The organism is Bradyrhizobium sp. CCBAU 45384 (assembly GCF_028128665.1).
Taxonomy (GTDB): domain Bacteria; phylum Pseudomonadota; class Alphaproteobacteria; order Rhizobiales; family Xanthobacteraceae; genus Bradyrhizobium; species Bradyrhizobium manausense.
The window spans coordinates 1-26,741 of record NZ_LBIZ01000094.1 but is presented as its reverse complement, the minus strand read 5'-3'; the positions used below and the strand labels follow the sequence as shown (position 1 = coordinate 26,741).

19 protein-coding genes are annotated in these 26,741 nt (G+C 63.8%); 4 read left to right on the top strand and 15 right to left on the bottom strand.

Features of this window, described 5'->3' with window-relative positions; translation table 11 throughout:
* Positions 1–148: 148 nt before the first annotated feature.
* Complete coding sequence (locus tag XH80_RS08630; RefSeq protein ID WP_271598233.1) at positions 149–6,385, top strand: AAA family ATPase; 6,237 nt, start codon at positions 149–151, stop codon at positions 6,383–6,385.
* 20 nt (positions 6,386–6,405) lie between these two features.
* Here the strand turns inward: XH80_RS08630 and arfA are convergent, their stop codons facing one another.
* The 11 genes from arfA to XH80_RS08575 all read right to left on the bottom strand — a co-directional run bounded on the left by arfA (position 6,406) and on the right by XH80_RS08575 (position 19,170).
* Complete coding sequence (gene arfA, locus XH80_RS08625) at positions 6,406–7,950, bottom strand: arabinosylfuranosidase ArfA (RefSeq protein ID WP_271598232.1); 1,545 nt, start codon at positions 7,948–7,950, stop codon at positions 6,406–6,408.
* A 23-nt stretch (positions 7,951–7,973) separates the two neighbouring features.
* The gene (locus XH80_RS08620) at positions 7,974–8,816 is read right to left on the bottom strand and encodes an ABC transporter ATP-binding protein (protein WP_271598231.1); all 843 of its coding nucleotides are present in this window, start codon (positions 8,814–8,816) and stop codon (positions 7,974–7,976) included.
* Entirely contained in the window at positions 8,813–9,844 is a 1,032-nt protein-coding gene (locus XH80_RS08615) for an ABC transporter ATP-binding protein (protein ID WP_271598278.1), read from the bottom strand. The genes XH80_RS08620 and XH80_RS08615 overlap by 4 nt, the downstream gene beginning before the upstream one ends.
* Positions 9,844–10,707: an ABC transporter permease gene (locus XH80_RS08610; RefSeq protein WP_271598230.1), complete on the bottom strand. Its 864-nt coding sequence runs from the start codon at positions 10,705–10,707 to the stop codon at positions 9,844–9,846. The genes XH80_RS08615 and XH80_RS08610 overlap by 1 nt, the downstream gene beginning before the upstream one ends.
* Complete coding sequence (locus XH80_RS08605; protein ID WP_271598229.1) at positions 10,707–11,711, bottom strand: ABC transporter permease; 1,005 nt, start codon at positions 11,709–11,711, stop codon at positions 10,707–10,709. Before XH80_RS08605 ends, XH80_RS08610 begins: the two co-directional genes overlap by 1 nt.
* Positions 11,712–11,776: 65 nt before the next feature.
* Positions 11,777–13,678, bottom strand: a complete 1,902-nt coding sequence (locus XH80_RS08600) for an ABC transporter substrate-binding protein (protein ID WP_271598228.1) — start codon at positions 13,676–13,678, stop codon at positions 11,777–11,779.
* A gap of 775 nt (positions 13,679–14,453) precedes the next feature.
* Positions 14,454–15,521: a branched-chain amino acid ABC transporter permease gene (locus XH80_RS08595; RefSeq protein ID WP_271598227.1), complete on the bottom strand. Its 1,068-nt coding sequence runs from the start codon at positions 15,519–15,521 to the stop codon at positions 14,454–14,456.
* Positions 15,522–15,526: 5 nt separating this feature from the next.
* Complete coding sequence (locus XH80_RS08590; RefSeq protein ID WP_271598226.1) at positions 15,527–16,396, bottom strand: branched-chain amino acid ABC transporter permease; 870 nt, start codon at positions 16,394–16,396, stop codon at positions 15,527–15,529.
* Between the two features lies 1 nt (position 16,397).
* On the bottom strand, positions 16,398–17,099 hold the full coding sequence (locus XH80_RS08585; RefSeq protein ID WP_271598225.1) for an ABC transporter ATP-binding protein: 702 nt from the start codon (positions 17,097–17,099) through the stop codon (positions 16,398–16,400).
* A gap of 3 nt (positions 17,100–17,102) precedes the next feature.
* Positions 17,103–17,819 (bottom strand): ABC transporter ATP-binding protein, encoded by a 717-nt coding sequence (locus XH80_RS08580; protein WP_271598224.1) that lies wholly within the window; start codon positions 17,817–17,819, stop codon positions 17,103–17,105.
* A 22-nt stretch (positions 17,820–17,841) separates the two neighbouring features.
* The gene (locus tag XH80_RS08575; protein WP_271598223.1) at positions 17,842–19,170 is read right to left on the bottom strand and encodes an ABC transporter substrate-binding protein; all 1,329 of its coding nucleotides are present in this window, start codon (positions 19,168–19,170) and stop codon (positions 17,842–17,844) included.
* A gap of 138 nt (positions 19,171–19,308) precedes the next feature.
* Here XH80_RS08575 and XH80_RS08570 point away from each other — a divergent pair, with 138 nt between their 5' ends.
* The 3 genes from XH80_RS08570 to XH80_RS08560 all read left to right on the top strand — a co-directional run bounded on the left by XH80_RS08570 (position 19,309) and on the right by XH80_RS08560 (position 22,352).
* A complete protein-coding gene (locus tag XH80_RS08570) occupies positions 19,309–20,118 on the top strand; it encodes an IclR family transcriptional regulator domain-containing protein (protein WP_271598222.1) in 810 nt (269 codons plus the stop codon).
* Between the two features lie 104 nt (positions 20,119–20,222).
* Positions 20,223–21,809, top strand: a complete 1,587-nt coding sequence (locus tag XH80_RS08565) for a 4-hydroxyphenylacetate 3-hydroxylase N-terminal domain-containing protein (protein ID WP_271598221.1) — start codon at positions 20,223–20,225, stop codon at positions 21,807–21,809.
* A gap of 57 nt (positions 21,810–21,866) precedes the next feature.
* Positions 21,867–22,352, top strand: coding sequence for a flavin reductase family protein (locus XH80_RS08560; RefSeq protein ID WP_271598220.1), 486 nt, complete (start codon positions 21,867–21,869; stop codon positions 22,350–22,352).
* A 25-nt stretch (positions 22,353–22,377) separates the two neighbouring features.
* Here the strand turns inward: XH80_RS08560 and XH80_RS08555 are convergent, their stop codons facing one another.
* From XH80_RS08555 to XH80_RS08540, 4 genes are all read right to left on the bottom strand, one after another.
* On the bottom strand, positions 22,378–22,533 hold the full coding sequence (locus tag XH80_RS08555) for a hypothetical protein (protein WP_271598219.1): 156 nt from the start codon (positions 22,531–22,533) through the stop codon (positions 22,378–22,380).
* 82 nt (positions 22,534–22,615) lie between these two features.
* Positions 22,616–24,403 carry an FAD-dependent oxidoreductase gene (locus XH80_RS08550; RefSeq protein ID WP_271598218.1) on the bottom strand — a complete coding sequence of 596 codons (1,788 nt, stop codon included), beginning with the start codon at positions 24,401–24,403 and terminating at the stop codon, positions 22,616–22,618.
* 35 nt (positions 24,404–24,438) lie between these two features.
* Complete coding sequence (locus XH80_RS08545) at positions 24,439–25,341, bottom strand: intradiol ring-cleavage dioxygenase (RefSeq protein ID WP_271598217.1); 903 nt, start codon at positions 25,339–25,341, stop codon at positions 24,439–24,441.
* Between the two features lie 25 nt (positions 25,342–25,366).
* Entirely contained in the window at positions 25,367–26,491 is a 1,125-nt protein-coding gene (locus XH80_RS08540) for a maleylacetate reductase (protein ID WP_271598216.1), read from the bottom strand.
* Positions 26,492–26,741: the final 250 nt, after the last annotated feature.

The window sequence follows — 26,741 nt, the reverse complement described above, 5'->3', positions numbered from 1 at the left end:
GCCCTTCATGCGTCCCGCACGCGGAAACTAAAGCAACGATAACGGCGCGCGTTGCCGCATCGGAGCGGTCTTGCGGAGGATGAGGTGGGGGACCGGGCGAGCCTGTTACGGTTCGGACCTGAACCCGGCGACGGCACGGTCTACGGATATGAATCTCTCATCGTTTATGGGCACCGGCTGGGCCCACGGTCCGCAGGTTCTCTGCGACGAAGACGGGATTCTGCTGTGCCGCACCTCCCGCGAACGCATGGACGGTGACCGGCAGGTCGTGCTGGCCGTCGTTCCGGCCGCGGAACATCCAAGCCCGCAAAGCCTCGACCGGCTGGCTCACGAATTTGCGCTGAGGGACGAACTGGATGGTGCCTGGGCGGCGAAGCCGCTCGAGCTGCTGCAGGATCACGGCCGCACCATTCTCATCCTCGAGGATCGCGGCGGCGAACCGCTGACTTGGCTGACGGACGCACCCATGGAGACGGGCAGCTTCCTGCGTCTCGCGATCCAGATCGCCGCCGCGCTGGGCAAGGTCCATCAACAGGGCCTGGTGCACAAGGATATCAAACCGGCAAATATCCTGGTGAGCCGCAACAATGGCGGCGTGCATCTCACCGGCTTCGGATTCGCAACACGCCGCCCCCGCGAACGGCTGTCCGCGGCAGCGCACGAGCAGATCGCCGGTACGCTCGCTTACATCTCTCCCGAGCAGACGGGACGCATGAACCGCTCGATCGACTCGCGGAGTGATCTCTACTCGCTCGGCGTCACGCTCTACCAGATGGTCACCGGCTCGCTGCCATTCGCCGCTGATGATCCGATGGAATGGGTGCATTGTCACGTCGCAAGGGAGCCCGATGCGCCGGCCAAGCGATGCAGCAACGTGCCCGGCACGGTGTCCAGGCTGATCATGAAGCTGCTCTCCAAGATGGCGGAAGAGCGCTACCAGACCGCCGGCGGCGCCGAGCGGGATCTGCAACGCTGCCTCGCAGAATGGGAGCTTCGGCGTTCCATCGACGACTTCCCGCTGGGCCAGCACGACACGCCGGACCGACTTCTCGTACCCGAGAAGCTGTACGGAAGGACATCCGAGTGCGAGACGTTGTTCGCCTCGTTCGAACGCATTGCCAAGAGCGGCGCGCCGGAGCTTGCGCTGATCGCCGGATATTCCGGCATCGGCAAGTCATCTGTCGTCAACGAGCTGCACAAGGTGCTGGTGCCGTCGCACGGCCTGTTTGCGTCAGGCAAATTCGACCAGCACAAACGCGACATCCCCTACGCCACGCTCGCCAAGGCATTCCAGGGCCTCGTCCGTCCTCTTCTCGGCAAACGCGACGCCGAGCTGAGCGAGTGGCGCCAGGCCCTGCTCGGCGCGCTTGGTCCAAACGGACAGCTCGTCGTGGACCTGGTTCCGGAGCTGAAGGCCGTCATCGGCGAGCAGCCGCCTGTCACCGAGCTGCCGCTCCAGCACGCGCAAAGCCGCTTTCACCGCGTGATCGAACAGTTCATCGGCGTGTTTGCGCGGGCCGAACATCCCCTGGTGCTGTTCCTCGATGATTTGCAATGGCTTGATATGGCGACGTTCGAGCTGCTCGAGGACATCCTGACGCGGTCAGAGCTGAAGCACCTGATGCTGATCGGTGCTTACCGGGACAACGAGGTGGATTCCGCTCATCCCGTCATGCGCATGCGAGAGGCCATCAAGGCGCGCGGGCGAGGGGTGGTGGAGATCAAGCTCGCGCCGCTCGGTCGCAGGCACCTCGGCCAGTTGCTGGCGGACACGCTCCGCTGCGAGCCGAGTCACGCTGCGCCGCTGATCCAGCTCGTGCACGAGAAGACCGCAGGCAATCCGTTCTTCGCCATCCAGTTCATGTTCTCGCTGGTCGACGAAGGCCTGCTTGCGTTCGACCATGATGCCGTGCGCTGGGCCTGGGACCTCGAGCGGATTCACGCCAAGCGATACACCGACAACGTCATCGACCTCATGCTGGGGAAGCTCACCCGGCTGCCCCTGGCGACACGCACGGCTCTGCAGCAGATGGCCTGCCTCGGAAATGTCGCCGAGGTGGCAGTGCTTTCGATCGTGCTCGACGCCTCCGATGATCAGGTCAACGCCGATCTGTGGCCTGCCGTTCGCCAGGAATTCGTCGAGCCGCAAGCTGGCGCCTATCGCTTCGTCCACGACCGGTTTCAGGAGGCGGCCTATGCACTGATTCCGGAGCAAGGACGGGCCGCGGCGCATCTGCGCATCGGCCGCTTGTTCGCAGCGAGAGCCGCGCCTGAAACGATCGAAGAACACGTCTTCGAGATCGTCAGCCAACTCAACCGCGGCGCAGCCTTGATCACGGCACCGGAGGAGCGCGTCAGGCTGGCGGAGCTCAATCTGCTCGCCGGTCGCCGCGCCAAGGCCGCAACGGCCTTCGCCATGGCGCACGCTCACTTCGCGGCCGGCGAAGCCATGCTGCCCGGGGATCGCTGGGAGCAACATTACACGCTCAGCTTCGCGCTGGCGCTGCAGCGCGCCGAATGCGAATTCCTCGCAGGCGAACACGCGACGGCGAACACGCGCCTCGCCGAATTGGCGGAACGAGCGGCCACCCTGCCCGATCTCGCGGCGGTCACCCGGCTGCGGATGGAGCCAAGCGATCGCAACGTCGAGACCGCGCTCGACTATCTGCGGCGCGTCGGCATCGACTGGTCCGCGCATCCAACGCCGGATGAAGTCCAGCGAGAATATCAGCGGATGTGGCAGGCGATCGGCGACCGTCCGATCGAGGCCCTGCTCGATCTGCCGCAGATGACTGATCCGGTCGCGCGCGGAACGATGGATGTCCTTACGGTGCTGGTTTCGCCGGCCTGGTACATCGATGAGGGCTTGCGACGCCTGATCATCGGACGCATGGCCAATCTCAGCTTGCAATACGGCAACTCCGATGCCTCGTGTCTCGCCTACATCGTGCTCGCCACCGTGCTCGGTCCCGACTTTGGCGACTACGCTGCCGGCTATCGCTTTGCCCAGCTCGGCCTCGATCTGGTCGAGACGCACGGACTGGACCGGTTCAAGGCCCGCGTCTATCTCGGCTTCGGCAGCTGGACGCGAGATGTGAGGACAGGACGCCCGTGGCTGAAGCGCGCCTTCGACGCTGCGCAGCAAGTCGGCGACGTGAACTATGCGAGCTTCACCCGCCATCATCACCTGACGCACCTTCTCGCTTGCGGCGATCCGCTTGCCGAAGTGCAGCTGGAGGCCGAAGCGGGGTTCGATTACGCACGCCGGGCGCACGTCGATCTTGCGGCGGATCGAATTATTGGGCAGTTGCAGCTCATCCGGTCGCTGCGCGGCCTCACCGCGAAATTCGGTAGCTTCGATGACGCCGGCTTCAACGAGGCGCAGTTTGAACGTCGTCTCGAGACCGAGCCATACCTGGAGCAGGCCGGATTCTGGTACTGGACCCGCAAGCTGCAGGCACGCGTGCTTGCCAACGATCCCACCGCCATCGCTGCCGCAGCAAAGGCCGACAAGCTCTTGTGGACCTCGAAAGCCCTGTTCGATCGGGTTGACTTTCACTTCTATGCGGCCTTGGCCGAGGCCGCGTGTTGCGAGGTCGCCATCCCAGCCGAACGAGCCCGGCATCACGACGCTCTGACCCGCCACCACCGCGAGCTTCAGCAATTGGACGAGATCAGCCCGGAAGACTTCGCCGACCGGGCCGCTCTCATCTCGGCTGAAATCGCCCGCGTCGAAGGTCGCGAGGTCGATGCGATGCGATACTACGACCGGGCGATCGCCGAGGCGCATGCAAACGGCTTTCCTCACAATGAAGCCATCGCAAACGAGCTCGCCGGACGATTCTACACGACGCGCGGCTTCGACAAGATCGCCAATGCCTATCTACGCGATGCCCACTACGGATTTATCCGCTGGGGAGCCGAGCCAAAGGTCAGGCAGCTCGAACACCTCTATCCGCGCCTCCACGTCGCCGAAGATACCAGCTCCGGCAGCCGGCCGACCATCCAGCAGATGGACGTTACCACCGTGGTGAAGGCGTCTCAGGCCGTCTCAAGTGAAATCGAGCTGCCGAAGCTGATCGAGACACTGATGAAGATCGTTCTGCAGAACGCTGGTGCCGACCGCGGCCTGCTGATCCTGTCGCGGCACGACGACTTCCTTATCGAGGCGGAGGGTCAATCCAGGGGCGACGTGTTCACGGTCGCGATGCGTCAAACCTCGCTCTCGACACCGGATTGTCCGGAGGCCCTGCTGCGCTACGTCATTCGCGCGCAAAAGCCTCTCATCGTCGACGACGCAACGCGGCCCGATCCGCTCTACGGTGACGACTATGTGCGTCGCCGACACCCGAGATCCATGCTCTGCCTGCCATTGCTGAAACAAGCCAAGCTGATCGGCTTGCTGTATCTGGAGAACACGTTGACGACGCACGCCTTCACGCCGGATCGGGTGGCGGTGCTGGACCTGTTGGCGGCACAGGCCGCGATCTCTCTGGAGAACACGCTGCTCTATCGCGATCTTCAGGAGCGCGAGGCGCGCATCCGCCGGCTCGTCGATTCCAATATTATCGGCATCCTGTTCTGGGAGGGCAGCGGCGACATCAGCTACGCCAACGACGCCTTCCTGAACATGACCGGATATTCCAGGCAGGACCTGGTCTCGAAGGCCATCCGCTGGAACGATATGACCCCGGCGGAATATCGCGACGAAGACACGCAGCGGGTCGAACAGCTCAGGACATCGGGGCAGACCGCCTCGCGGGAGAAGGAGTTCATCAGGAAAGACGGCAGCCGCGTTCCTGTCCTGATCGGGTCCGCCTCGCTGGCCGGGTCGTCCGATCAGTGCGTCTCGTTCGTGCTCGACCTCACCGCGCGAAAGCAGGCCGAGGAAAAATACCGCCTGCTCATGGAGCAGGCGCATGACGCAATCCTGGTGCTTGACCAAAGCGGCCTTGTGATCGAGGCAAACCGCACTGCCGGTGTGATGCTGGGACGGCCGCGGGAGCAGATCATCGGCCTGCCGTTCCGATCCATGCTCGTTGCTGCCGACCCAACCGAGGTCGCCAGATTGCTGGCGCCGGATTCGACGAGTCTGCTGCAGCTTCGCCTGGGCGGCGCCGACGACAAGGGCCTCGATGTCGAAATGTCTGCCGCTCACGTCTCGACGGGCGGCCAGGAGCTGATCATCGTGATCGGACGCGACATCAGCCAGCGGCTGCGCCTCGAGCAGCAGTTGCGCCAGGCGCAGAAGATGGACGCCGTCGGCCAGCTCACCGGGGGCGTCGCCCATGACTTCAACAACATCCTGACGGTGATCACCGGAACCATCCAGATCCTGATCGACGATCTTGCGGATCGGCCTGACCTCGTCGCCATTGCACATATGATCGACGACGCCGCCACGCGCGGCGCCGATCTGACGATGCAGCTCCTCGCCTTCGCGCGCAGGCAGCCGCTGCAACCCCGCAACGTCGACGTCAACAATCTCATTGTCGATACCGCAAAGCTGCTGCGGCCAACGCTGGGCGAGCACATCGAGGTCGGCTCCACGCTGCAGACCGATTGCTGGCATGCGCTGATCGACCCGGGCCAGCTCTCGACTGCCCTGATCAACCTCGCCGTCAATGCCCGCGACGCGATGGCGGGCGGAGGCAAGATCTCGTTCGGCACCGCGAATGTGAGCTTTGGCCCCGACAATCCAGGACCGGACAATGCGCTCGGCGACTTCGTCCTGGTGACGGTGAGCGACACCGGCTCGGGGATTCCGCTGACAATCCGGGACAAGATCTTCGAACCGTTCTTCACGACCAAGGAGCTTGGCAAAGGAACAGGCCTCGGCTTGAGCATGGTGTATGGCTTCATCAAGCAGTCCGGCGGACATATTCGAATCGACAGCGAAGAAGGATCAGGGACGACCTTCAGCCTGTACCTGCCGCGCTCGACCCAGGCCGCAGCCTCCACACGCGTAGTGACGAAGGGCGAGCTGCAACGCGGCAGGGAAACCATCCTCCTGGTCGAGGACGACGAACTGGTCCGCAACTATGTCGAAGCGCAGCTGAAGAGCTTCGGCTATCGCACGATCGCGGCCCCCAATGGTCCGGAGGCCCTCGCTCTCGTCGACCTGGGCACGGCGTTCGATCTGCTCTTTACCGATGTCGTCATGCCCGGCGGCATGAGCGGCCGCCAACTTGCCGATGCCGTGCTCCAGCGGCGTCCCGGCGTGCCCGTGCTCTATATGTCGGGCTATCCGGAAGCCGCCATGATGCATGACGGTCGGCTCGACCCTGATATCACCCTGCTGAGCAAGCCGTACCGGCCGGCGGATCTGGCACGTGCCATTCGCCAGGTCCTGGAGTCGCGCGGAGGTCCGGGCGTCGCGCAATAGGCAGTGTCCGCTCGCCAACCTCAGCCCGCCGACAGATGAACCACGTTCCATGACGCCGGCGCGAGCACCGCACGCAACTGCGCGCCAACGATGCTCACGCCCTGCAACGGCTGAGGCTTCACACGCGCCGGCGCGTCCCTGGTGTTCGTCGCCTGAAGATCGTCGTGACGCAATTGAAAGGCATCAGCCACGGCGAGCCGGCCGAAATTCCGTGCATCGATGCTAACCTCGATCTCCTGGTTGAGGTCGCGGTTGAGCATGAACAGCGAAACAGTCCCGGCCTCTCCCGCGACGGCAGCCATCTTGAGGTACGGCACATTGGCGATCGGAAAGGTCAGCTCCAGAGGTCCCCGGGGATCGTAGTAGGTGGTGTCGTAGGCGTCCGACTCGACCTGGATGCGTAGCACCTTGCCGCGACCGAAGCGGCTCATGTGCGCGAACGGGAAGAAGATGGTCTGGCGCCACGCGGCTCCGCCGGTCTCGGTCATGATCGGCGCGATGGCATTGACGAGCTGCGCCAGGCAGGCCGCTTTCACCCGATCGGCATGGTTGAGCAGCGAGATGCAGGCGCCGCCGAAAACCAGCGCGTCCTCCATCGTATAGATCTCCTCGAGAATCGGCGGCGCCACGGGCCAGCCTTCCTTGACCCGATCGGCCCGGTTGCGGCGGGTTCGATACCAGACGTTCCATTCGTCGAAATTCAACATCAGGCGCTTGTCGGATCGACGTCGCGCCGCCGCGGCATCCGCCAATGCGACGACCTCGTCGATGAAGCGGTCCATCAGGTCGGGGCTGGCGAGAAAGGCTGCGCTGTCTCGCCGATAGTTGTTGAGATACGTATGCAGCGAAACGTAGTCGACATGATCGAAGGTTTGATCGAGCACCGTGTCTTCCCAGGTGCCGAACGTCGGCATGCTGCGCCCGCAAGAGCCGCAGACCGCGAGTTCGATCTTCGGGTCCACCCACCGCATCATCTTGGCAGCTTCGAGCGCCACCGGCCCGTAGGCGGCCGCGCTCTTGTGTCCAATCTGCCAAGGGCCGTCCATCTCGTTGCCGAGGCACCAGAACCTGACACCGTGCGGCTTCTCCCAGCCGTGAGAGCGGCGCAGATCCGACCAGGCCGATCCGCCCGGGTGATTGCAGTATTCCACAAGGTTGGCCGCGGCCTCGCCGCCCCTCGTGCCGAGATTGACCGCCAGCATCGGCTCGACATCGGCAGCCTTGCACCAATCCATGAATTCATTCGTGCCGAAGCTGTTGGGCTCGGTGCTGAACCATGCGAGGTCGAGCCGCACCGGCCGCTTCTCCGCTGGGCCGACCCCGTCTTCCCAATTGTAGCCGGAGACGAAATTGCCGCCGGGATATCGGATGATCGTCGGGCCAAGCTCCTTCACCAGAGCGAGCACGTCGCCGCGAAATCCCCTGTCGTCTGCTGTCGGATGGCCCGGCTCGTAGATGCCGCCATAGACGCACCGTCCGAGATGTTCGACGAAGGCCCCGAACAAGCGAGGATCGGTGTGAGCGATGGCAAAATCCCGATCCATCATAACTCTAGCTTTTCTCATACCCTGCCTTCGAATGTCCTGGATCAAATGACTTGGGTCGTACCGGAGGCATTTGCGCCGCCGCCGGCAATTTGAGGCAACAGAGCGGCTTCGCGCAACTGGCGAGTACAGGGATGCCGCGGCGCCCTCAGCACCGCTCGCGCATCACCGCTTTCGACGACGCTGCCCTTCTGCATGATCAGGATACGATCGCTGATGTAGTAGGCGGTCGCCAGATCGTGCGTGACATAGATGATCGATATCCCCAGTTCGTCCCGCAACGTCTTGAACAGATTGACGATCGACATGCGCAAGGACGCATCGATCATGGAGACCGGCTCGTCCGCCACGATCAATTTCGGCTCGGCCAGCAGCGCACGGGCAATCGCGACCCGTTGCAGCTGTCCTCCCGACAACTCATGCGGGTACCTGCCGCCCACCTCCTTGAGCGACAAGCCCACCTTGTGCAGCGCCGCATCGACGGCCGTCGTAGCCGTACTCTCTCCTGCCGCGGCCGCAAAACGACGTCGCGTCATAAGCAGATACCGCTCAACCCGCTTCAAGGGATTGAAGGATTCAAACGGATTCTGGAAGATCGGCTGCACCTTGTGCATGAATGCCAAGCGGCCGGCACTGCCGCTAATGGCCGCAAGGTCGATGCCGTCGAGCAGCAATCTGCCGCTGGTCGGCGTCACCATGTTCAGGATCATCCGGGCAAGCGTCGTCTTGCCGCTGCCGGATTCGCCGATGATCGCCAGGATCTCCGGCTGCTGGGCGGCGAGCTGGAGGCTCACCTTGTTCACCGCGACAATCTTCTCCCGCGATAGCAGCCTTCCGCGGACGAAGGTCTTGCTGACCTCCCTGACATCGAGCAGCAGATCGTTCATGCCCTATCATCCCCGTTGACGGCGAAGCATGCCACGCGATGCCCGGGGGTCGCTTCGCGCATGAGCGGAACCTCACGGCTGCAAATCTCGCCTGCGAGCGGGCATCGCGGATGGAAGCGACAACCCGAAGGGGGATCGGCCAGATTTGGCGGCGCGCCGCCAAGCCCCGCGCGCGGCGCGTCCTCGCCGATGCGCGGAAGGCTCGCGATGAGGTTCTGGGTATAGGGATGTAGCGGGTTGCGAAAGATTTCCGCCGTCGCGGCCTCCTCGACCAGGCGCCCGGCATACATGATGGCGAGCCGGTCGGTGATATGCGCATGCACGCCCATGTCATGCGTGACGAACAGCACCGACGAGCCGGTTTCGCGCTGAATGCCGCGGATCATGCCCAGCACCTCCTTCTGCACCACCACGTCGAGCGCGGTGGTCGGCTCGTCGGCAATGATGAATCCGGGACGGCAGATCGTCGCCAGCGCAAGCGCGGCGCGTTGCCGCATCCCGCCCGAGAGCTCGTGTGGAAAGGCCGAAAGCACCGACGGATCGAGTTTGACGCGAGCCAGATGGGCGACCACCTGCTGCTCGAACTGCTTTCGGCTGCCGCCAATATGCGGATAGGCGAAATCGACGAACGAGGATCCGATGCGACGCACCGGGTTCAGCACATTCATCGAACCCTGCATGATGTAGGAGAGATGCCGCCAGCGAATCCGCTCCACTTGCGCCGGCGGCGCGCGGTGCAATCCGCCATAGCCAGGCAGGAAGGCAAACTCCATGCTGCCGCCGACGATCTCGAGCGGAGGCTTGATCGCGCCGGCAATGCTCTTGATCAGCGTGGTCTTTCCGGAGCTCGATTCCCCGGCGAGACCGTAGATCTCGCCGCGGCGCACGGCGAAGCTGACACCGTCAACCGCACGGATGGCGCGCCTGACGCCGGCATGGCTGGTCCGGTAATAGGCCTGCAGGTCGCGAACGACGAGAAGCGGCTGGACATGCTGCTCCCCGTGCGGCTGCTCGACGCTCGCGTGCATCACGAAGCCCCTCCCACGTTCCAGAGCCGGCTTCTCGGATCGATATGGGCGTTGACCGAGACCGCGAGCAGGAACAGCCCGATGAACGCCATGATCACCGCGATGGTCGGAAAGGCGATCCACCACCAGATGCCCGCAACCATCGCCGTGTGCTGGTTGGCCCAATAGATCATGCCGCCGATCGTCGGGATGTTGATGTCGGTGAAGCCGAGCACGGCAAGCGTCACCTCGAGCCCGATCGACCATACCATGTTGTTCATGGTCGTGGAGAACAGGATCGGCAGGACATAGGGCAGATGCTCCTCGGTCAGGATCTGCCGCGTGCTCATTCCGGAGAACAGGCTGGTCTGGGTGAACTCGCGTTGCCGCAAGCTCATCACCATCGAGCGGATCAGCCGCGCATCATAGGCCCAGCCGAAACAGGCCATGATCAGCGCCAGCATCAGCCAGGAGATGCGGTCGCGCATCACGAAATAGAACAGCACCAGGACCGGCAGCAGCGGGATGACGATGAAGGTGTCGTTCACGGCCATCAGCGCGCGATCGATCCAGCCGCCCTTGTAGCCACTGACGAGCCCGACCACGAGCGCGATCAGGCGGCTGACCAGGGCCACGGTGCCGCCAAACAGCAGCGTGTTCCTGATGGCGAAGCTCAACTGCCAGAACACGTCCTGGCCGCGCGACGTGGTGCCGAACCAATACGTCAAAGACGGTGGCAGGTCGGGCGGCACCACATAGACGCTGTCGGGCGGATAGGGTGAAAAGCTCGCCAGCACCGACAGCAGCAGGACGACAGCAACCAGCACCAGCCCGATGCGGAATTCGGCCCTGTAGCGCAGCAGGTCGCGGAGAAAGACGACCATCAGCTGACCTTCACCCGGGGATCGAGCAGCGGGTACAAGAGATCGATCGCGAGCACGCCAACCGATACGCCGAGGATCGAGATGGTAGTGACGCCGAGGACCAGGCCGTAATCACCGGCATAGACGGCGTCCACCAGCAGCGAACCGAGCCCGGGATAGCCAAACACCTTTTCGGTGATCACGGCGCCGTTGAAGATGCTGCCGAGCGACATCGCAAGGCCCGTGACCTGCGGCACCAGCGCGTTGCGCATCACATAGGATGTCAGGATGCGCCAGGACTTCACGCCGGCAAGCTCGGCATAAACGACGTAGTCTTCGGCGAGGACATTGGCGACCAGCGCACGCATGCCGAGGAACCAGCTGCCCACGCCGATCAGGATCAGCGACAGCGCCGGCAGGATCGCGTGCAGCAGCACGCTCCAGACGAATTCGGGTGTCAGGGTCTGCGCCAGATTCATCGTCGCCCCGCCGCTGATCGGAAGCACCGGCCAGATGAAACCGAACAGGATCAGCAGCAGCATGGCCAGGATGTAATAGGGGATCGGATGAAGGCCCATGGCAATCACCCCCATCAGCTTCAGCCCGCGGCTCTGCCGGTAATAGCCGGCGAGTCCTCCGAGCAGATTTCCAAGCACCCAGGCGATCAGGGTTGAAACCGTGAGCAGGCCCGCCGTCCAGGGCAGCGCGCGTCCGATCAGGGTGCCGACGGGGGTCGGAAATGCCGACAGCGACGGACCGAAATCGGCGCTCAGGATCCGCTTCCAGAACGTCAGATATTGCTGAACGGGCGTGCCGCCGAGACCATAGAGCTCACGCAAGGAACGGCGCATCTGTTCGATCGCATCGGGCGCGGTGTTGCCGAAGGAGGTCACCGCCGAGATCGATTGCTCGACGGGATCGATCGGCGAGGCATGCGTGATGACATAGGCGATGTTGATGCCGATGAAGACGACGAGCAGGAACTGCGCGAGCCGGCGGCCGACATAGCCGGCGTACCCGCTCATGGCAGCACCCGGGACGCTCGGCAAGGTCGCTCTGGCAGATGCGGTCGCCTAGATGTCATCGCGTCCTAACTTGCCGGCTTCAGCCGCACGAACATGTAACGCGAATTGCCCCAGTTCGGCACGGGATTGGTGTAGGGATTTTCCGATGTCGGAAAGCCGGTCCAGTAGGTCTGGTCCATCGCGGTGAACACGTTGTAGGCCATCAGCGGAATGGTCGGCATCTTCTTCACCGCGAGCTTGACGTAGTCCTTGCCGAGCTCGATCGACCTCTGATCGTCAAAGCCGACGGTGCGGATCTCCTCGATGATCTTGTCGAGCGCGGGATTGGACCAGCGCTGCCAGTTGCGCAGCGGCTGCGGCTTGCCCGGCTCGGCGACGAATTGCGAATGCCAGCTGTCGAGGAAATAGGACAGGTCCTGGTGGCCGCCCCAGGTCTCGACGCTCCAGCCAATGAAGGTGTCGAAATCACCGGCGGCACGCCGCGTCGGCAGCGTGCCTTGCGCGACGTCGATCTTGGCGTCGATGCCCGCCTGCTTCCACAGCTGCACGATCATCGTTCCGGCCCGCGTCATCACCGGACGCAGATCGCCTTCGACCATGACACGGACGCTGAAGGGTTTTCCGTCGGGCGTGACCCAGGCGCCGCCGCGCTTAGTAAAGCCTGCCTTCTCCAGCAGCTCCTGCGCCGCGACCGGATCGGTCTTCCACCAGCCCCGCCCGAACGCCTTGGCGATCTCTGCCGGATCGGCCGGGATCTGCTCGCCCATGGACGGCCGCAGCATGTCGGCGATCTGCTTGCCGATGGTCGGGTCATACGGCTTGATCTTGCGCTTGCCGGTGTCGATCTCGAAGCTCTCGAGCCAGGCCTCCATCGGCGCGTGATAGGTGGCCGGATGGGTTCCGGTCGGCGGCACGCCGATCGCCGAGATGGTGGCAGCGCCGCGATAGGCCGCCATCGCCACGGCCTTGATGTCGATCAACAGCGCCAGCGCCCAGCGCACGTCCGGATTCTTGAAGTTCTCGTTCTGGGTGTTGAAGATGACGGCGGGAAGCGTCGGATCGGGATGGCCGTAAGGGAATCCCTTGAACCAGGCCCGCGTCGTCTTGCTCTGCTTGGCGAGGGCGAACATGCCTTCCGGCGCGATGTCGTGGACGACGTCGAGCTCATGATTGAGCTGCGCGATCACCCGTTTGTCGGGCGGCCCGGGATCGACATAAGCGAGATATTTCGGACCCGGCTTGCCGAAGCGCGCCAGGGTGGTGCGTTGCCAGTCATCGCGAAGCTGCCAGATGTACCATTTGCCGTCGGGATCGTAGCTGTGCAGCACATAGGCGCCGAGCGAGACCGGCTTGTTGAAGTCGAATTTGACGGGATCCTCGACCTTGTCGAAGACGTGCTTGGGCAGGATCCACACCGCGCCCCAGCGCACCGTGAAGTTGGCGTGGAAGCGTGAATTGGGCTTTTTGAGCTTGAACACGACGGTGTGGGCATCCGGCGCCTCGACGGAGGCGACGTTGCTCGTCAGCACCGCGCTGAAGCGCATCGCCGGGTTTTTGATCTGGGTGGTCACGGTTGCGACGACGTCGTCGGCGGTGAATTCGACGCCGTCGCTCCAGAAGATGCCGCTGCGCAGCTTGACCGTCATTTCGGTGAAGTCGGCGTTGTATTGCGGCTTGTCGGCGGCCAGCGAATTGTCCCAGACGCCGTCGAGACCGCTCTCGGGATCGATGTACCAGAGCGTATCAAGCGCGGCCTGCTGCAGCCCGTTGGACTGCGAGTTGGCGTTGATCACCCAGATGTTGAACCAGCCGGCGTTCTTGACGGTGCCTTCCGGGTTTTCCAGGATCAGCAGATCCTTCCTCGGAATGTTTTGCGGAATTCCCTGCGCGTGACCGGGTTCCACTGATGCGAACAGCAGGGATCCCAGCACATAACCGGCCAGCAGCAACGGACTGATGCAGCGCATGATGTCCTCGCGGCGAATTTCGTCCCGATGCCCGTTTTGAGGCGATGCTAGAGGCGTCGGAGTCCGGGGACAACAGGAATCTTGGACGGCAGCGCAACTGCGGACGCGCGCTCGCGTTCTCGCGGCGCATTTCGCCCGAGCCTTGCTCATCGTTCCGCCCTCGTAAATCCACAAGGGCGCAGGGAAGACCGGGTGCCGACCTCGCACCCGCGGTCCGCTGCGCGAAAATGTAGCGCAAAAAGACCGCACAGCATGATACAGGTGGTGCCGAACACTCGGCCTTCCCTGCGCAGTGGTTTGACGGCTTATGCCGTGCTCTCCCGGGAGCCGAATTCCTTCTGGCCTCCCTCGCCCGCAGATTGACGATGTGGCCAGCCCGGTTGGGCGCTCCACACCTCCGCAAAGGCTTGACCGTAGCGACGACGGCCAGGACCACACGGTTTTGCCGTACGCTGGGGTTCGCGAGTTCGCCGCATGATCGTCCGGCCTTGTCGACGTTGCCGGAAGCATGCCGGCGAGACGAACCTGACAGCGCCGTTCGTCCGCGCGAAGGTTTCGGGCTCACAGGGACTACCGCCCTGCCCGCTCCTCTCGCACCCAACGCTGCCCGCGTCCACCGCAAGCCCGGCTCGCAATCAAGACGACTCGAGATCGCCCCTCGAGGATGAGCCAGGATGCGGCGATATATACGCTGTTTCCGAATTTCGGTAAAGTGGAATATTTTTGTGGAGAGGCGTTGACGGGGTGAAGGGTGTTTTGCCCGACGGGTAGCCGATCATCGGCGCGAGGTGGTTAGCCGTCGCCGAATTGGAAAGATCGTTACATCGCGCCAATTTAAGATTAGGCCCCAGAGGCCGCGCGGCGCGAACAACATGATCAGGATTCCGAGCGTGCCCAGCAAGATCAGATACCAGGCGCCGAAATCGGCGAGATAGCGCTGCATCAAATAGAAGACGACGGCGCCGATGACCGGGCCTTCCATCGTGCCGATGCCGCCGATCACGACGATGAAGATGACGTAGGCGGTCCAATCCAGCACCGAGAAGGCGGCATCCGGCGAGATCCGCGCCTTCTGGAGATAGATCAACGCACCGATCATGCCGGTCATGGCCGCGGTCGCGACATAGACGGCGAGCTTGATGCGGTAGATGTCGACGCCGAGACCCGCGGCGGCGGCCTCCTGGTCGCGGATTGCGCCGAGTGCGAGGCCACGGCGCGAGCGCAAGATGAAGTAGACGGCGGCGAGCGTGGCGACCACGAGCGTCAGCGCCACCCAATAGGAAACGATGTCGCGCGCCGCCGGCGTGCGCACGTCGAGCAATGCCCTCACCTGTTCGATGCCGGGCACGGATGAGGTAACCGATGACGTGAGCGAGGTGCCGGTGCCGCCGCCGAGCGGCTTGATCTGCGCGAAGACGAGACGATAGACCTCGGCCACCACCCAGGTCCCGATCGCAAAATAGGCACCGCGCAGGCGGAACACGATCAGCGCCGTCGGCAGCGCGCACAATGCGGAGATGACGCCTGCGAGCGGGATCGCAAGCAGCGGATTGAGTCCACCGATCAGCGTCAGCGCAAACAGGAGATAGCCGCCGAGGCCGACAAAGGCCTGCTGGCCTACCGAGATCAGGCCGGCATAGCCTGCGAGCAGGTTCCAGCATTGCGCCAGCGCCAGCATGTAGAACAGGAAGATGAAATCCTGAACCAGGGTGCGGCTGGCAACCATCGGCAGCAGCACCAGCACCAGGACGATGAGGACGGCGATGGACGCGGCGATGCGCGGAGCGCCGCCCGCGGTTTCGATGCGGAAGGTCTGTGCGGGCTTCGCTGCGGAATCATCCATCGCGGTCAATCCTGCGCGCGCGGAAACAGGCCGCGCGGCCGCACCACGAGCACCGCGAGGAAGGCGAAATGGCCGGCCAGGATCTGCCACTCCGGGTCGATGCGCGCGCCGATGGTCTGGGCGAGCCCGAGCACGATGCCCCCTGCGAGCGTTCCCCAAAAGCTACCCAGGCCGCCGATGATCACGGCCTCGAAAGCGTAAAGCAGCCGCGCCGGGCCGATGGTCGGATCGAAGTTCGCCCGCAATCCGAGATACAGCGCCGCGATCCCGATCACGACGAAGGCAAGCCCCATCGCGACGGCGAAGATCCGCCTGTGATCGACACCCATGAGCTGGGCAACTTCGAGATCATCCGACGTGGCGCGAAACGCGCGTCCAACAGGCGTGCGGTAGAAAATGAAATTGAGCAGCACGATCACGGCAATGGCTGATAGCAGCGTCAGCAGCGGCACGACGCCGACCGCAATGCCGCCACCAAGCGGGATCGAGGCGGTCTCGATGGGGCCTGAACGCAGCCGCTGGCTGTCCGCGGAGAAAGTCTGCAGCAGGCCGTTCTGGATGATGATCGAGAGCCCAAAAGTGACGAGCAGCGGCGGCAGCAGATCGCGCCCGAGCGTGCGATTAAGCAATACGTGCTGGAGCGCAAAGCCGAGGACGAACAGGATCGGCATCGCCACCAGCACGGCAACGAAGGGATCGAGGCCGAGTTTCGTCGCGACGACGAGGATCGCAAACGCGGCGAGCACGATGAGGTCGCCATGGGCGAGGTTGACGAGCCGCATGACACCGAACATGAGCGACAGCCCGGCGGCGAACAGCGCATAGAGACCACCGAGCAGAACGCCTTGTATCACTGCGTCGATCCAGCCGGTCATCTCACGTCCCGAAATAGGCGCGGTGAATTTGGTCGCGCGTGAGATCGCGCGGGCGGCCGGTGAGCGACAGCCGTCCCTCCTGGAAGCAGTAGACGCGGTCGGCGACCTTCATCGCCTGCACGACGTCCTGCTCGACCAGCACGACGCTGGTGCCCTCCGCCTTTATTCTCGGCAGCGCGGCATAGATGTCGGCGATGACGATCGGCGCCAGCCCCAGGCTGATCTCGTCGCAGAGGAGAATGCGCGGATTGGACATCAGGGCACGCCCGATCGCGACCATCTGCTGCTGGCCGCCCGACAGGGTCGGCGTCGCCGAGGATCGCCGCTCCTTCAGGATGGGAAACAGGGCTCGGACGCGATCGAGTGTCCACGGTCCCGACGTCTTGCGGCCATAGCCGCCGATCAAGAGGTTCTCCTCGACGGTGAGCGAGGGAAACAGCCGGCGTCCCTCCGGCACGAGCGCAATGCCAAGCTTGACGATCTCGGCCGCGGGGCGAGCTCCGATCGGGTTGCCATCGAGCAGTACGCTGTCGGCCGAGCCGTGAATGAGTCCTGCGATGGACTTGAGGAAGGTCGACTTGCCCGCACCGTTGGCACCGATGATGGCAATGGTCTCACCCTTCTCCAGCGTGGTGTCGATGCCGTAGAGCGCCTGGAAGTCCCCGTAGAAGGCTGTGAGATTGTGCGTCTCCAGGAGGGCCATGGCTCAAGCCTCGATGCCGATATAGATCTGATGCACGTCGGGCCGCTGCATCACCGCTTTCGGCTCACCCTCCGCGATCTTGCGGCCGAAATTGAGCACAACCAGGCGGTCGATCACCGCGAGCAGCGCGTGCACGACATGCTCGATCCAGAGGATCGCGACGCCGGTCTTGCGGATCTCGCGGATGGTGGCGACGAGCTCGCCGCATTCACCCTCGGTCAGCCCGCCGGCGATCTCATCGAGGAGCAGGAGTTTTGGGGCGGTCGCGAGCGCGCGCGCCATCTCAAGCCGCTTGCGCTCCAGCAGCGTCAGCGAGCCCGCCAGCGCGTTGGCACGCCTCAGCAGGCCGAGGCGCTCAAGTATCTCGCCGCAGCCCTGCGCGACCTCCCGCTCGGACTTTTGGCGACCATAGACCGCACCGACCAGCAGGTTCTCGAACACGGTGAGTTTTTCAAACGGCTTCGGGATCTGATGGGTGCGGCCGATGCCGGCACGGCAGCGCGCAGGCGGCGCCACACCGAGAAGATCACGGCCATCGAAGCGGATGTGGCCGGCGGTCGGCGTCAGGCCGCCGGCGATCAGGTTGAACAGCGTGGTCTTGCCGGCGCCGTTCGGGCCGATGATGCCGACAGCTTCACCGGGCGCGACGACGAGATCGAGAGCGTCGGCGACGACGATCGAGCCAAAACTTTTTCTTAAGCCCGTGACTTCCAGCAGCATGAGATATCAACGCGCCGCGCGATCAGGCGATGGCCTCCATCTGGCCGCCGACGGGAATCGCGGGTACCGTCTTGTTGTCGGTGATGACAATATCGTACTTGCCGTCCTTGAGCCGCCACTGGCCGCCGACCAGCGGAGTCTTGGCGACGTTCTTGGCGGCGAAGGGCGGCAGATTCGCACCGCCCCACTGCACCTTGCCGACGACGGTGTCGAGATTGGTCGCGGCGATCGTCGCGGCGATCGCCTTGCCGTCGCGATCCGGCGTGCGCTTGAGCACGTCGACCGCGACCTCGAACAGCGCATGCGCAAATCCGATCGGCTGGGTCCATTGCTTCTTGGTCGCAGCCTCATAGGCGCCGGCAAGATCCTTGGCGCTCGCGCCGGTCAGCGACGACTTGAAGGGATGGCTCGGCGACCACCACACCTCCGACGACAGATTGTGCCCGTCCTTGCCGAGCGCCTCGACCCCGACGGGGAACAGGATGGCTTTGCCGATCGAGGCGACCTTCGGCTTAAAACCTTGCTGAAGCGATTGCTTCCAGAAGGTCGTGAAATCGGGCGGCAGCACCACGCCGGTGATGATCTCGCAATTGGCGCCCTTGAATGCGCCGATCTGCGCCGAAAAATTGTCGGTGAGGTTCTGGTAGCGGCCGGGATCGGTGAGCTTGTAGCCGCCCTTGTCGAGCACCGGCGGAAAGCCGACGGCCTTGTCGCCCCAGGCGTTGCCGTCGCCGTCGTTGGGAAAGAGACCGCCGACGGATTTGTTGGTCGCAACCTGGCCCCACATGTTGGTGAAGACGGCGATGACGTCCTCGAGCCCCCAGAAGAAGTGATAGGTGTAGTTGAAACCCTTCCACGCCGGCGGGCCACCGCCTGGATTGGCCTGGCGGCCGATGAACCAGGGCTGCCACGGCGCCACGGTGGAGATGCACGGCACCTCCTCGATCTCGCACTGGGTCGAGACGGGGTTGGTCGTTTCCGGCGTCGAGGCCACCAGCATCAGGTCGATCTTGTCCTGGACGATGAGATCCTTGGCGACCTCGGCGGCGCGGTTCGGATTGGACTGGCTGTCCTTGACGATGACCTCGACAGGCACGGTGGCGTTGCCGATCTTGAGGCCGGCCTTCGCCGCTTCCTTGAACCCGGCAATGATGAAGTTGTCGGCCTCAGCGAACGCCGCCAGCGGGCCGGTCTGAGGCGAGACGTAGCCGAGCTTGATCGCGCGCATCTGCGCGATCGCGGGCGCCTTCAGTCCCGTCGCGAGCACAGCGCCGGTTGCGGCCGAGTATTTCAGGAGCGTGCGGCGGTCGATGGAATGACGATGAGTCGAACTGATCGTGCGCCAGGTCATCTGCGCGTCCTCCCCTCTGGATGCGCCGGATTCTCATCGTGGATCGATTGACACACGGGCCGGCGTTCGATATTCGAACATACGTTCGTATGTCGACCAGTGTCCGACAGAGCTCAGATGGAGTCAACAGGCCAGCGAATGATGCAAGCTGCAACACCTGACAAAGGCGAGCCGAGCCATCGCAAGGGCGAGCCCGACGACAAGGAATTCATGACGACGCTGGCCAAGGGCCTCGCGGTGCTGGGCGCGTTCGGCCGGCACCGGCCCAGCATGACGCTGTCGGAGGCCGCCCAGGTCGCTGATCTCTCGCGCGCCACCGCACGGCGCGTGCTGCGGACGCTGACCCAGCTCGGCTATGTCGAACAGGACGGCCGTTCATTCTCGCTGGCGCCGCAGATCCTCGATCTCGGATTTGCGTATCTGTCGACGCAAAGCTGGATCGATCGCGCAACACCGCTCATGCGCGAGCTGAGCGAGCGGCTCGGTGAATCCTGCTCGGCGGCCATCCTGCAAGGCAACGACATCGTCTATGTCGCGCGCATGCCGGCCCGCAGAATCATGTCCGCGACGCTGTCGGTCGGCAGCCGCCTGCCAGCGCTGCACACCGCGCTCGGGCGCATCATGTTCGGCTATCTTGATGAAGCCGAGATCTGGCGGCGGCTGAAATCGCAGCGCATCGAGGCCTATACGCCACAGACCATCACCGATCTGCAGGCACTATTCGACCGCATCCGCGCCGACCGCGCGCAGCGTTTTTCGATCGTCGACGAGGAGCTCGAGCGCGGCCTGCGCGCGCTGGCCGTCCCCGTGCTCGACCGCAGCGGCCAGGCGGTCGGCGCAATCAATCTGTCGACCCATTCGACGCGGACGACGCGCAACGAAATGCGCGAGCACTTTCTCCCCGAGCTCAACCGCATCGCCGAGCAGGTCTCCGCGATGACGGTGTGATCGATACCTTCCCCTTGCCAATCGCGAGGGCCGGCCGTATCGTTTCGCCAAGTTCGGAATACGGACACTAGTTCGATAATCGAACACAATGGGGAGATGATGCGATGGCAGGCAAAGCAGCGGCAATGGCGGTTCCGCCGGAGCACACGGGCAACGTCAAAGTGACCAAGCCGCAGACCGGCGCGGAATATCTGGATTCGCTGCGCGACGGTCGCGCCGTCTACATCTATGGCGAGCGGGTCAAGGACGTCACCACGCACCCGGCCTTCCGCAACACCGCGCGCATGACCGCCCGCCTCTACGACGCGCTGCACGACGACAAGCACAAGGACAAGCTGCTGCTGCCGACCGACACCGGCAATGGCAGCACGACGCACGCCTTCTTCAAGGCGCCGAAGTCGATGCAGGATCTGATCGCGGGCCGCAACGCAATCGCCGAATGGGCCAAGATCACCTATGGCTGGATGGGCCGCGCACCGGATTACAAGGCTGCGTTCCTGGCGACCCTCGGCGCCAATTCCGACTTCTACGATCCGTACCAGGACAACGCCAAGCGCTGGTACAAATTCTCCCAGGAGCGAGTGCCCTTCATCAACCACGCGATCATCCATCCACCCGTCGATCGCGACCGGCCGCCGAACGAGGTCGCCGACGTCTGCTGCCATATCGAGAAAGAGACCGACGCCGGCCTGATCGTGTCGGGCGCAAAGGTGGTCGCGACGGGATCTGTGCTGACGAACTACACCTTCGTCGCCCATCACGGCCTGATTCCCCTCCAGGACAAGAAGTTCGCGGTCGTGTTCATGGTGCCGACCAACGCACCCGGCGTAAAGTTCATCTGCCGCACGTCCTATGAGATGAGCGCGAGCGTGATGGGCAGCCCGTTCGATTATCCGATCTCGAGCCGGCTCGATGAGAACGACGCCGTGTTCATCCTCGACAAAGTGCTGGTGCCCTGGGAGAACGTCTTCGTCTATGGCGACATCGAGAAGGCGAACAATTTCTTCCCGCGCACCGGCTTTTTGCCGCGCTTTGTCGTGCATGGCTGCACGCGGCTTGCGGTGAAGCTCGACTTCATCAGCGGGCTTTTGCTGAAAGCGACGGAGGCCGCCGGCACCAAGGATTATCGCGGCGTGCAGGCCAATGTCGGCGAGGTCATCGCCTGGCGAAACCTGTTCTGGAGCCTGTCGGATGCGATGGTCAGAGATCCAAAGCCGTGGATCGGCGACTATGTGCTGCCAAACATGGATCCCGGTAACGCCTATCAGATCATCGCCACCATGGCCTACACCAAGGTTAAGTATCTGATCGAGCAGACCGTGGCATCGGGCCTGATCTATCTCAACAGCCATTCCAGCGATTTCAAGAACGCCGAGATCCGCCCCTATCTCGATCGTTACTTGCGCGGCTCCAACGGTTACAAGGCCGAGGAGCGCGTCAAGCTGCTCAAGCTGCTGTGGGATTGCATCGGCAGCGAGTTCGGGGGGCGACACGAGCTCTACGAGATCAACTATGGCGGCTCGACCGAGGAGATCCGCCGCTACTGCCTGTTCGGCGCACAGGCGAGCGGCAATGCCGACCGCTTCAAGGGCTTTGCCGAGGACTGCATGGCCGAATACGACCTCGACGGCTGGAAGGTGCCCGATCTCACCGACCCCGGCGAGCTCAGCTATCACATGATGAAAAAGTGACTCTTGCAGACGGAGCGGCAACGCCGCTCCGTCGCTTGCTCAAGGGACTGTAGTGACATGAACATGCAGACCATCGATCCCAAGCTGTTTCGTTCCGTGATGGGCGCCTTCCCGACCGGCGTCGCCATCGTCGCGACGGAATGGCAGGGCGAGTTGTTCGGCGCGACCATCAACTCGCTGACATCGGTGTCGCTGCAGCCCTGCATGCTGCTATTCTGCACCAATGAGGGCAGCGCGACGGGTGCAGCGATCCGGCAACGCGGACTATTTTCCGTGAACATCCTCGGCCACCATCAGTCCGACCTGTCGGCGCGTTTCACCGGGAAGCTCAAGAACCGCTTCGACGATCTCGCCATTGCCTTCAGCACTGACGGCTTGCCGCTACTGCAAGGGGCCGCCGCTCAACTCTGCTGCCGGATTGCCGCCGTGCACAAGGCGGGCGATCACGATATCATTCTGGGAGAGGTGCTCTCGGGCGAGGAAGCGACCTGCAATCCGCTGGTCTTTCACAAAGGCGCCTATGGGAGGTTTCAATGCAATTGAGCGCTCGACCGAGCCGTCGAGTTGCTTAGCCTTTCACGACTTCCGCGCGCATGGCCTGCACACGCCTGTTCAGCGCCGGCGCGAACAAAGTCGTCGAGCCTGCGGCTGTGAGCCCACCGGCGATGCCCTGCAGTACACGGCGGCGATCGAAAGACTTGATGTTCAATAGGTCTTTGGTCATTTTTTCCCTCCCTTGAGGCAAGCCGGTCTTCAAGCCGGCTGCCGTTCATTCCGTTCTGAAAAACTATCCGGGCAGCGTCGCATCACGCGGCGACGGACTTCGCCTGCGCCTTCGCACTACGGCCGAGGATCTGGCCGAACACGTCGAGCAGCACGTCGGGGGCATTCACTGCCGCCTCTCTGGCACGCCAGGCGACATACATGTCGGGACGCACCAGCACGCAGCCGTCCTCGTCGACTTCGCTCTGGCGATACCAGTCGGCATAGATGTCGAGCGCATCGCAGCCTTGCGGGCCGATGGTGACGACATCGACCGGCAGGCCGTAGGCCTTCTCGACTGCGGCAGCCGCCGCCTTCCAGCCGTCGCCCCCGAGCCCGGTGAGCAGCGTGAAACGGCCCTTGCCAACAAGATCGAGCGTCGATTTGCGCTGGCCGCGATGCTCGACCCAGACATGCGGCAAGTGCGCGCCGGGCCAGGTGGTGGCCTGATAATAAAGTTCGTGATCGCGGCTGAATGCCGGCATCGGCGTGCCGTCGGACACCACGGCGGTCGAGCCATAGCGCTGGTTCATCTCGACGCCGTGGCAGTTGAACTCGTAGCTCTTGATGGAGATGGCCTCATAGAGCTTCTTGCGGCGCGCCTTGCCCTCGGCGGTCGGCGCCTTGCGCGCGGCGATCGCCTTGCGCGCCTCAATCGGATCGGTCGAGGCGACAAGTCCCACCGCCTCGAAGATCGGCGGGAACTCGCCGATGCTCTTGTTGGCGCGGGTCACGATCTGCTTGCCGACCGGTTGGCGCTCGGCCGAATAAGTCTCGAGCAGCGACGGAGCCGCATGGCCCTCTAGCACCAGCTTCAGCTTCCAGCACAAATTATAGGAGTCCTGGATCGAGGTGTTGGAGCCGAGGCCGTTGCTCGGCGGATGGCGGTGCACGGCATCGCCGGCGCAGAACACGCGGCCGGACGCGTAGTGGCCCGCATACATCTCGTTCACGGTCCAGGTCGAGGTCGAGCGGACCTTGACCTCCAGCGTCTCGTCGCCGACGAGATTGCGCACGATCGAGATCGCCTCGTCATTGCTGAGCTTGCGCTCGCCCTGCTCGATGTCGTAGCCCCAGATGATCAGCCATTCGTTCCAGGGCCGCACCATGCGGATCAGGCCGGCGCCGATGCCGCCGATCTCAGCGCCCGGCTGCAGCACCCAATAGAGTACACTCGGCCTGTGCGCGACGTATTTGCTCAAGTCCGCCTGCACGATGATGTTCATGCTGCCGGCGCGGCCCATCTGACCCTCCATCGGCAGCCCGATCACCTCGGCAACCCGGCTGCGGCCGCCATCGGCGCCGATCAGATATTTCGCGCGGATCTGGTAGGTCTCGCCGGATAGCCGATCCTTCACCGTTGCCGTGACGCCGTCGGCATCCTGCACCAGGTCGACGAACTCGGTGTTGAAGCAGAGCGAAGTGCCGCGCTGGCCGGCGGCCTCGATCAGGATCGGCTCGAGCAAATTCTGCGGCAGGTCGCAGATCCGGGTCGGGCTGGCGAGATCGTAATCCGCCTTGCGCGAGGGATGATTGCCCCAGGAATAGAGCCGGCCGAACTCCTCGCCGGCGAGGCTTTCGCAGAACACGTTGTTCGCCATCAGATGCTGCGGCACCGCCTGCGCCACCGCCTTGTCCTCGAGGCCGAGATCGCGCAGCACCTCCATCGCACGCTGGTTGGTGATGTGGGCGCGCGGCGTGTCAGCCAGCCAGCCATATTTCGTCACCAGGATGTGCTTGACGCCGTACATGCCAAGCAGCGCCGCCGCCGTCGCGCCGGCCGGGCCGCTGCCGACGACAAGCACGTCGGTCTCGATCGGTTTGCTGGTCATCATCCTCTCCTTCGTCGTCTTGTTGGTTGCGATCGTCATTGCCCGGCCATCATCGGCCGGGGCACCAGCCCTGCGCCGGGCTTCATCTGGAAGTCGTAGGTCATCAGGTGCCACGGGCGGGAGACCCGCTCGCCGTTCGGCAGCGCGGCTTCGTTGCGCGGCTCGACGGGCGCGATAAGCTCGTCCTTGACGCCGAACACCACGTCGCTGCGCAGATATTGGTCGCCGTCCAGGAAGACGTGGGTGATCAGCGGCTCGTAGCCTTCGGCCTTGACCAGGAAGTGCACATGCGCGGGGCGCATCGGATGACGCTGCGTAGCGGTGATGAGATCGCCGACCGGGCCGTCGGTCGGGATCGGATAGCTGCACGGCAAGATCGTGCGGAACGAGAAGCGGCCGTCGGCATCGGTGACGAAGCGCGCGCGCAGCGACGGACCGTGGGTCGCGTAATCGGCCTTCTGCGAATCGTAGAAGCCGTCGTCGTCGGCATGCCAGACGTCGATCTCGGCACCGGCGAGCGGCTTGCCGGCGAGGTCGGTGACGCGGCTCTGCACGAACATCACTTCACCGTCGATGCCTTCGGAGATATTGGCACCGTGCGGCATAACGCGGTGCTCGCCGACATAGAACGGGCCGAGCACCGTGGTCTCGGTCGCGCCCTCGCGCTCGCGGTGATTGACGGCGTCGACCAGCATCGAGACGCCGAGCACGTCGGAGAGCAGGATGAACTCCTGGCGCAGCGGCGTGCAGGTCTGGCCGGCGCGGGTCAGGAACTCGATCGCCTGATTCCATTCCTCGAAGGTGAGTTCGGTGCGGCGCACCAGATCGTGCAGCGATTTCACGGTCTCCTCGATGAGGAACTTGAGCCGCTGGTTCGGCGTGTTGGCGAAGCTGCTGATCACCTCGTCAGTGAGGTTATGCTCGTTGAAATTGGCCATGGTGTTGTCCTTGGATCCCTGAGATTCACTCCTGCGCAGGCGCATCGCCGCGCCAGGCTGCCGCGATCAATTGCTCGATCGGTGCGCGATCAATCGGTCTTGGATTGGCATAGGGGTTGCGCACCGCCATCTCCGCGGCGCGTGCGATGCCGTCCTCGGGCATTCCGATGTCGGCGAGCGCGCGCGGCAGCGCGAGCCGCCGGGCAAGGTCAAATAGGCCCTGCGGAGCATTGGCGCTGTGCAGCGCCCGCGCGACGCGAGCCATGGCCTCAGGCGCGGCGGCGGCGTTGTAGGCGGCGGCGTGCGGCAGCACGATCGCGTGAGTTTCCGCATGCGGCAGGTTGAACATACCGCCCAGCACGTGGCAGAGCTTGTGGTGCAGCGACATGCCGACCGCGCCGAGGCAGATGCCGCACAGCCAGGCGCCATAGAGCGCATCGCGACGGGCGCCGGGATCGGCGGGCGCCACCATGATGCGCGGCAGCCCGCGGGCGAGCGCGGCGATGCCATCCTCCGCCATCAGCGAGGTCAGAGGATTGGCGTCGGGCGCATAAAGCGCCTCGACGGCGTGGGCGATCGCGTTCAGGCCGCTGGCGGCGGAAATGTGCGGCGGCAGGCTGATGGTGAGATCGACGTCGTAGATGACGGTATCAGGCACCAGATCCTGGGATTGCTGCGTGGTCTTGATGCCGTTGCTGGTCTCGCCAAGAATCGGCGTCATCTCGGAGCCGGCATAGGTGGTCGGCATCGCGATATGCGGCAACCCAGTGCGCAGCGAGAGCGCCTTGCCGAGTCCGACCGTCGAGCCGCCCCCGATCGCGACCAGGCCGTCGATGTCGCGGGACTCCACAATCCCAAGCGCTTCGTTGGTGACTTCAACCGGCGTATGCATGCGTGCGCCGGCAAACAGCCCGGCGAGCCTGTCACCGAGGCCCGTGCCGAGCCGCCGCCCGAGGTCGTGCTGCTCGCTTGTGGTCAGCACCAGCGCCCGCTTGATGCCGAGGCGCTCTGCCTCCTCGCCGAGTCGCGCCGAGGTGCCGGCACCGAACAGGACGCGATATTGCTGCGAACAGTAGGCAAACACGCCCTTGCCGGCATCACCGGCCCTTGCAACGGACGCGCCTCCGGCGTCGGCCAGCGCGATGCTCATGGCAATCCTCCCAAGCCGGCGAACCGGCGATCTCGTGTCGTTGGGAGGAAGCTAGGGGCGGGCTGGCGCGGCGGGCCTGCACGAAACCGAAGAAAATCTGCACAAAACCGGAAAAATAACACAGGGCCGAATCGGGCCTTCGACAGCCGTGGCCGCGATCAGCGGAACCTAGCACTACTTTGGCAGAATTTTTCACGTTATCGGGGTGGATGGGATTCACAAATCAGATTTTCTGTGACTCATGGGTGGT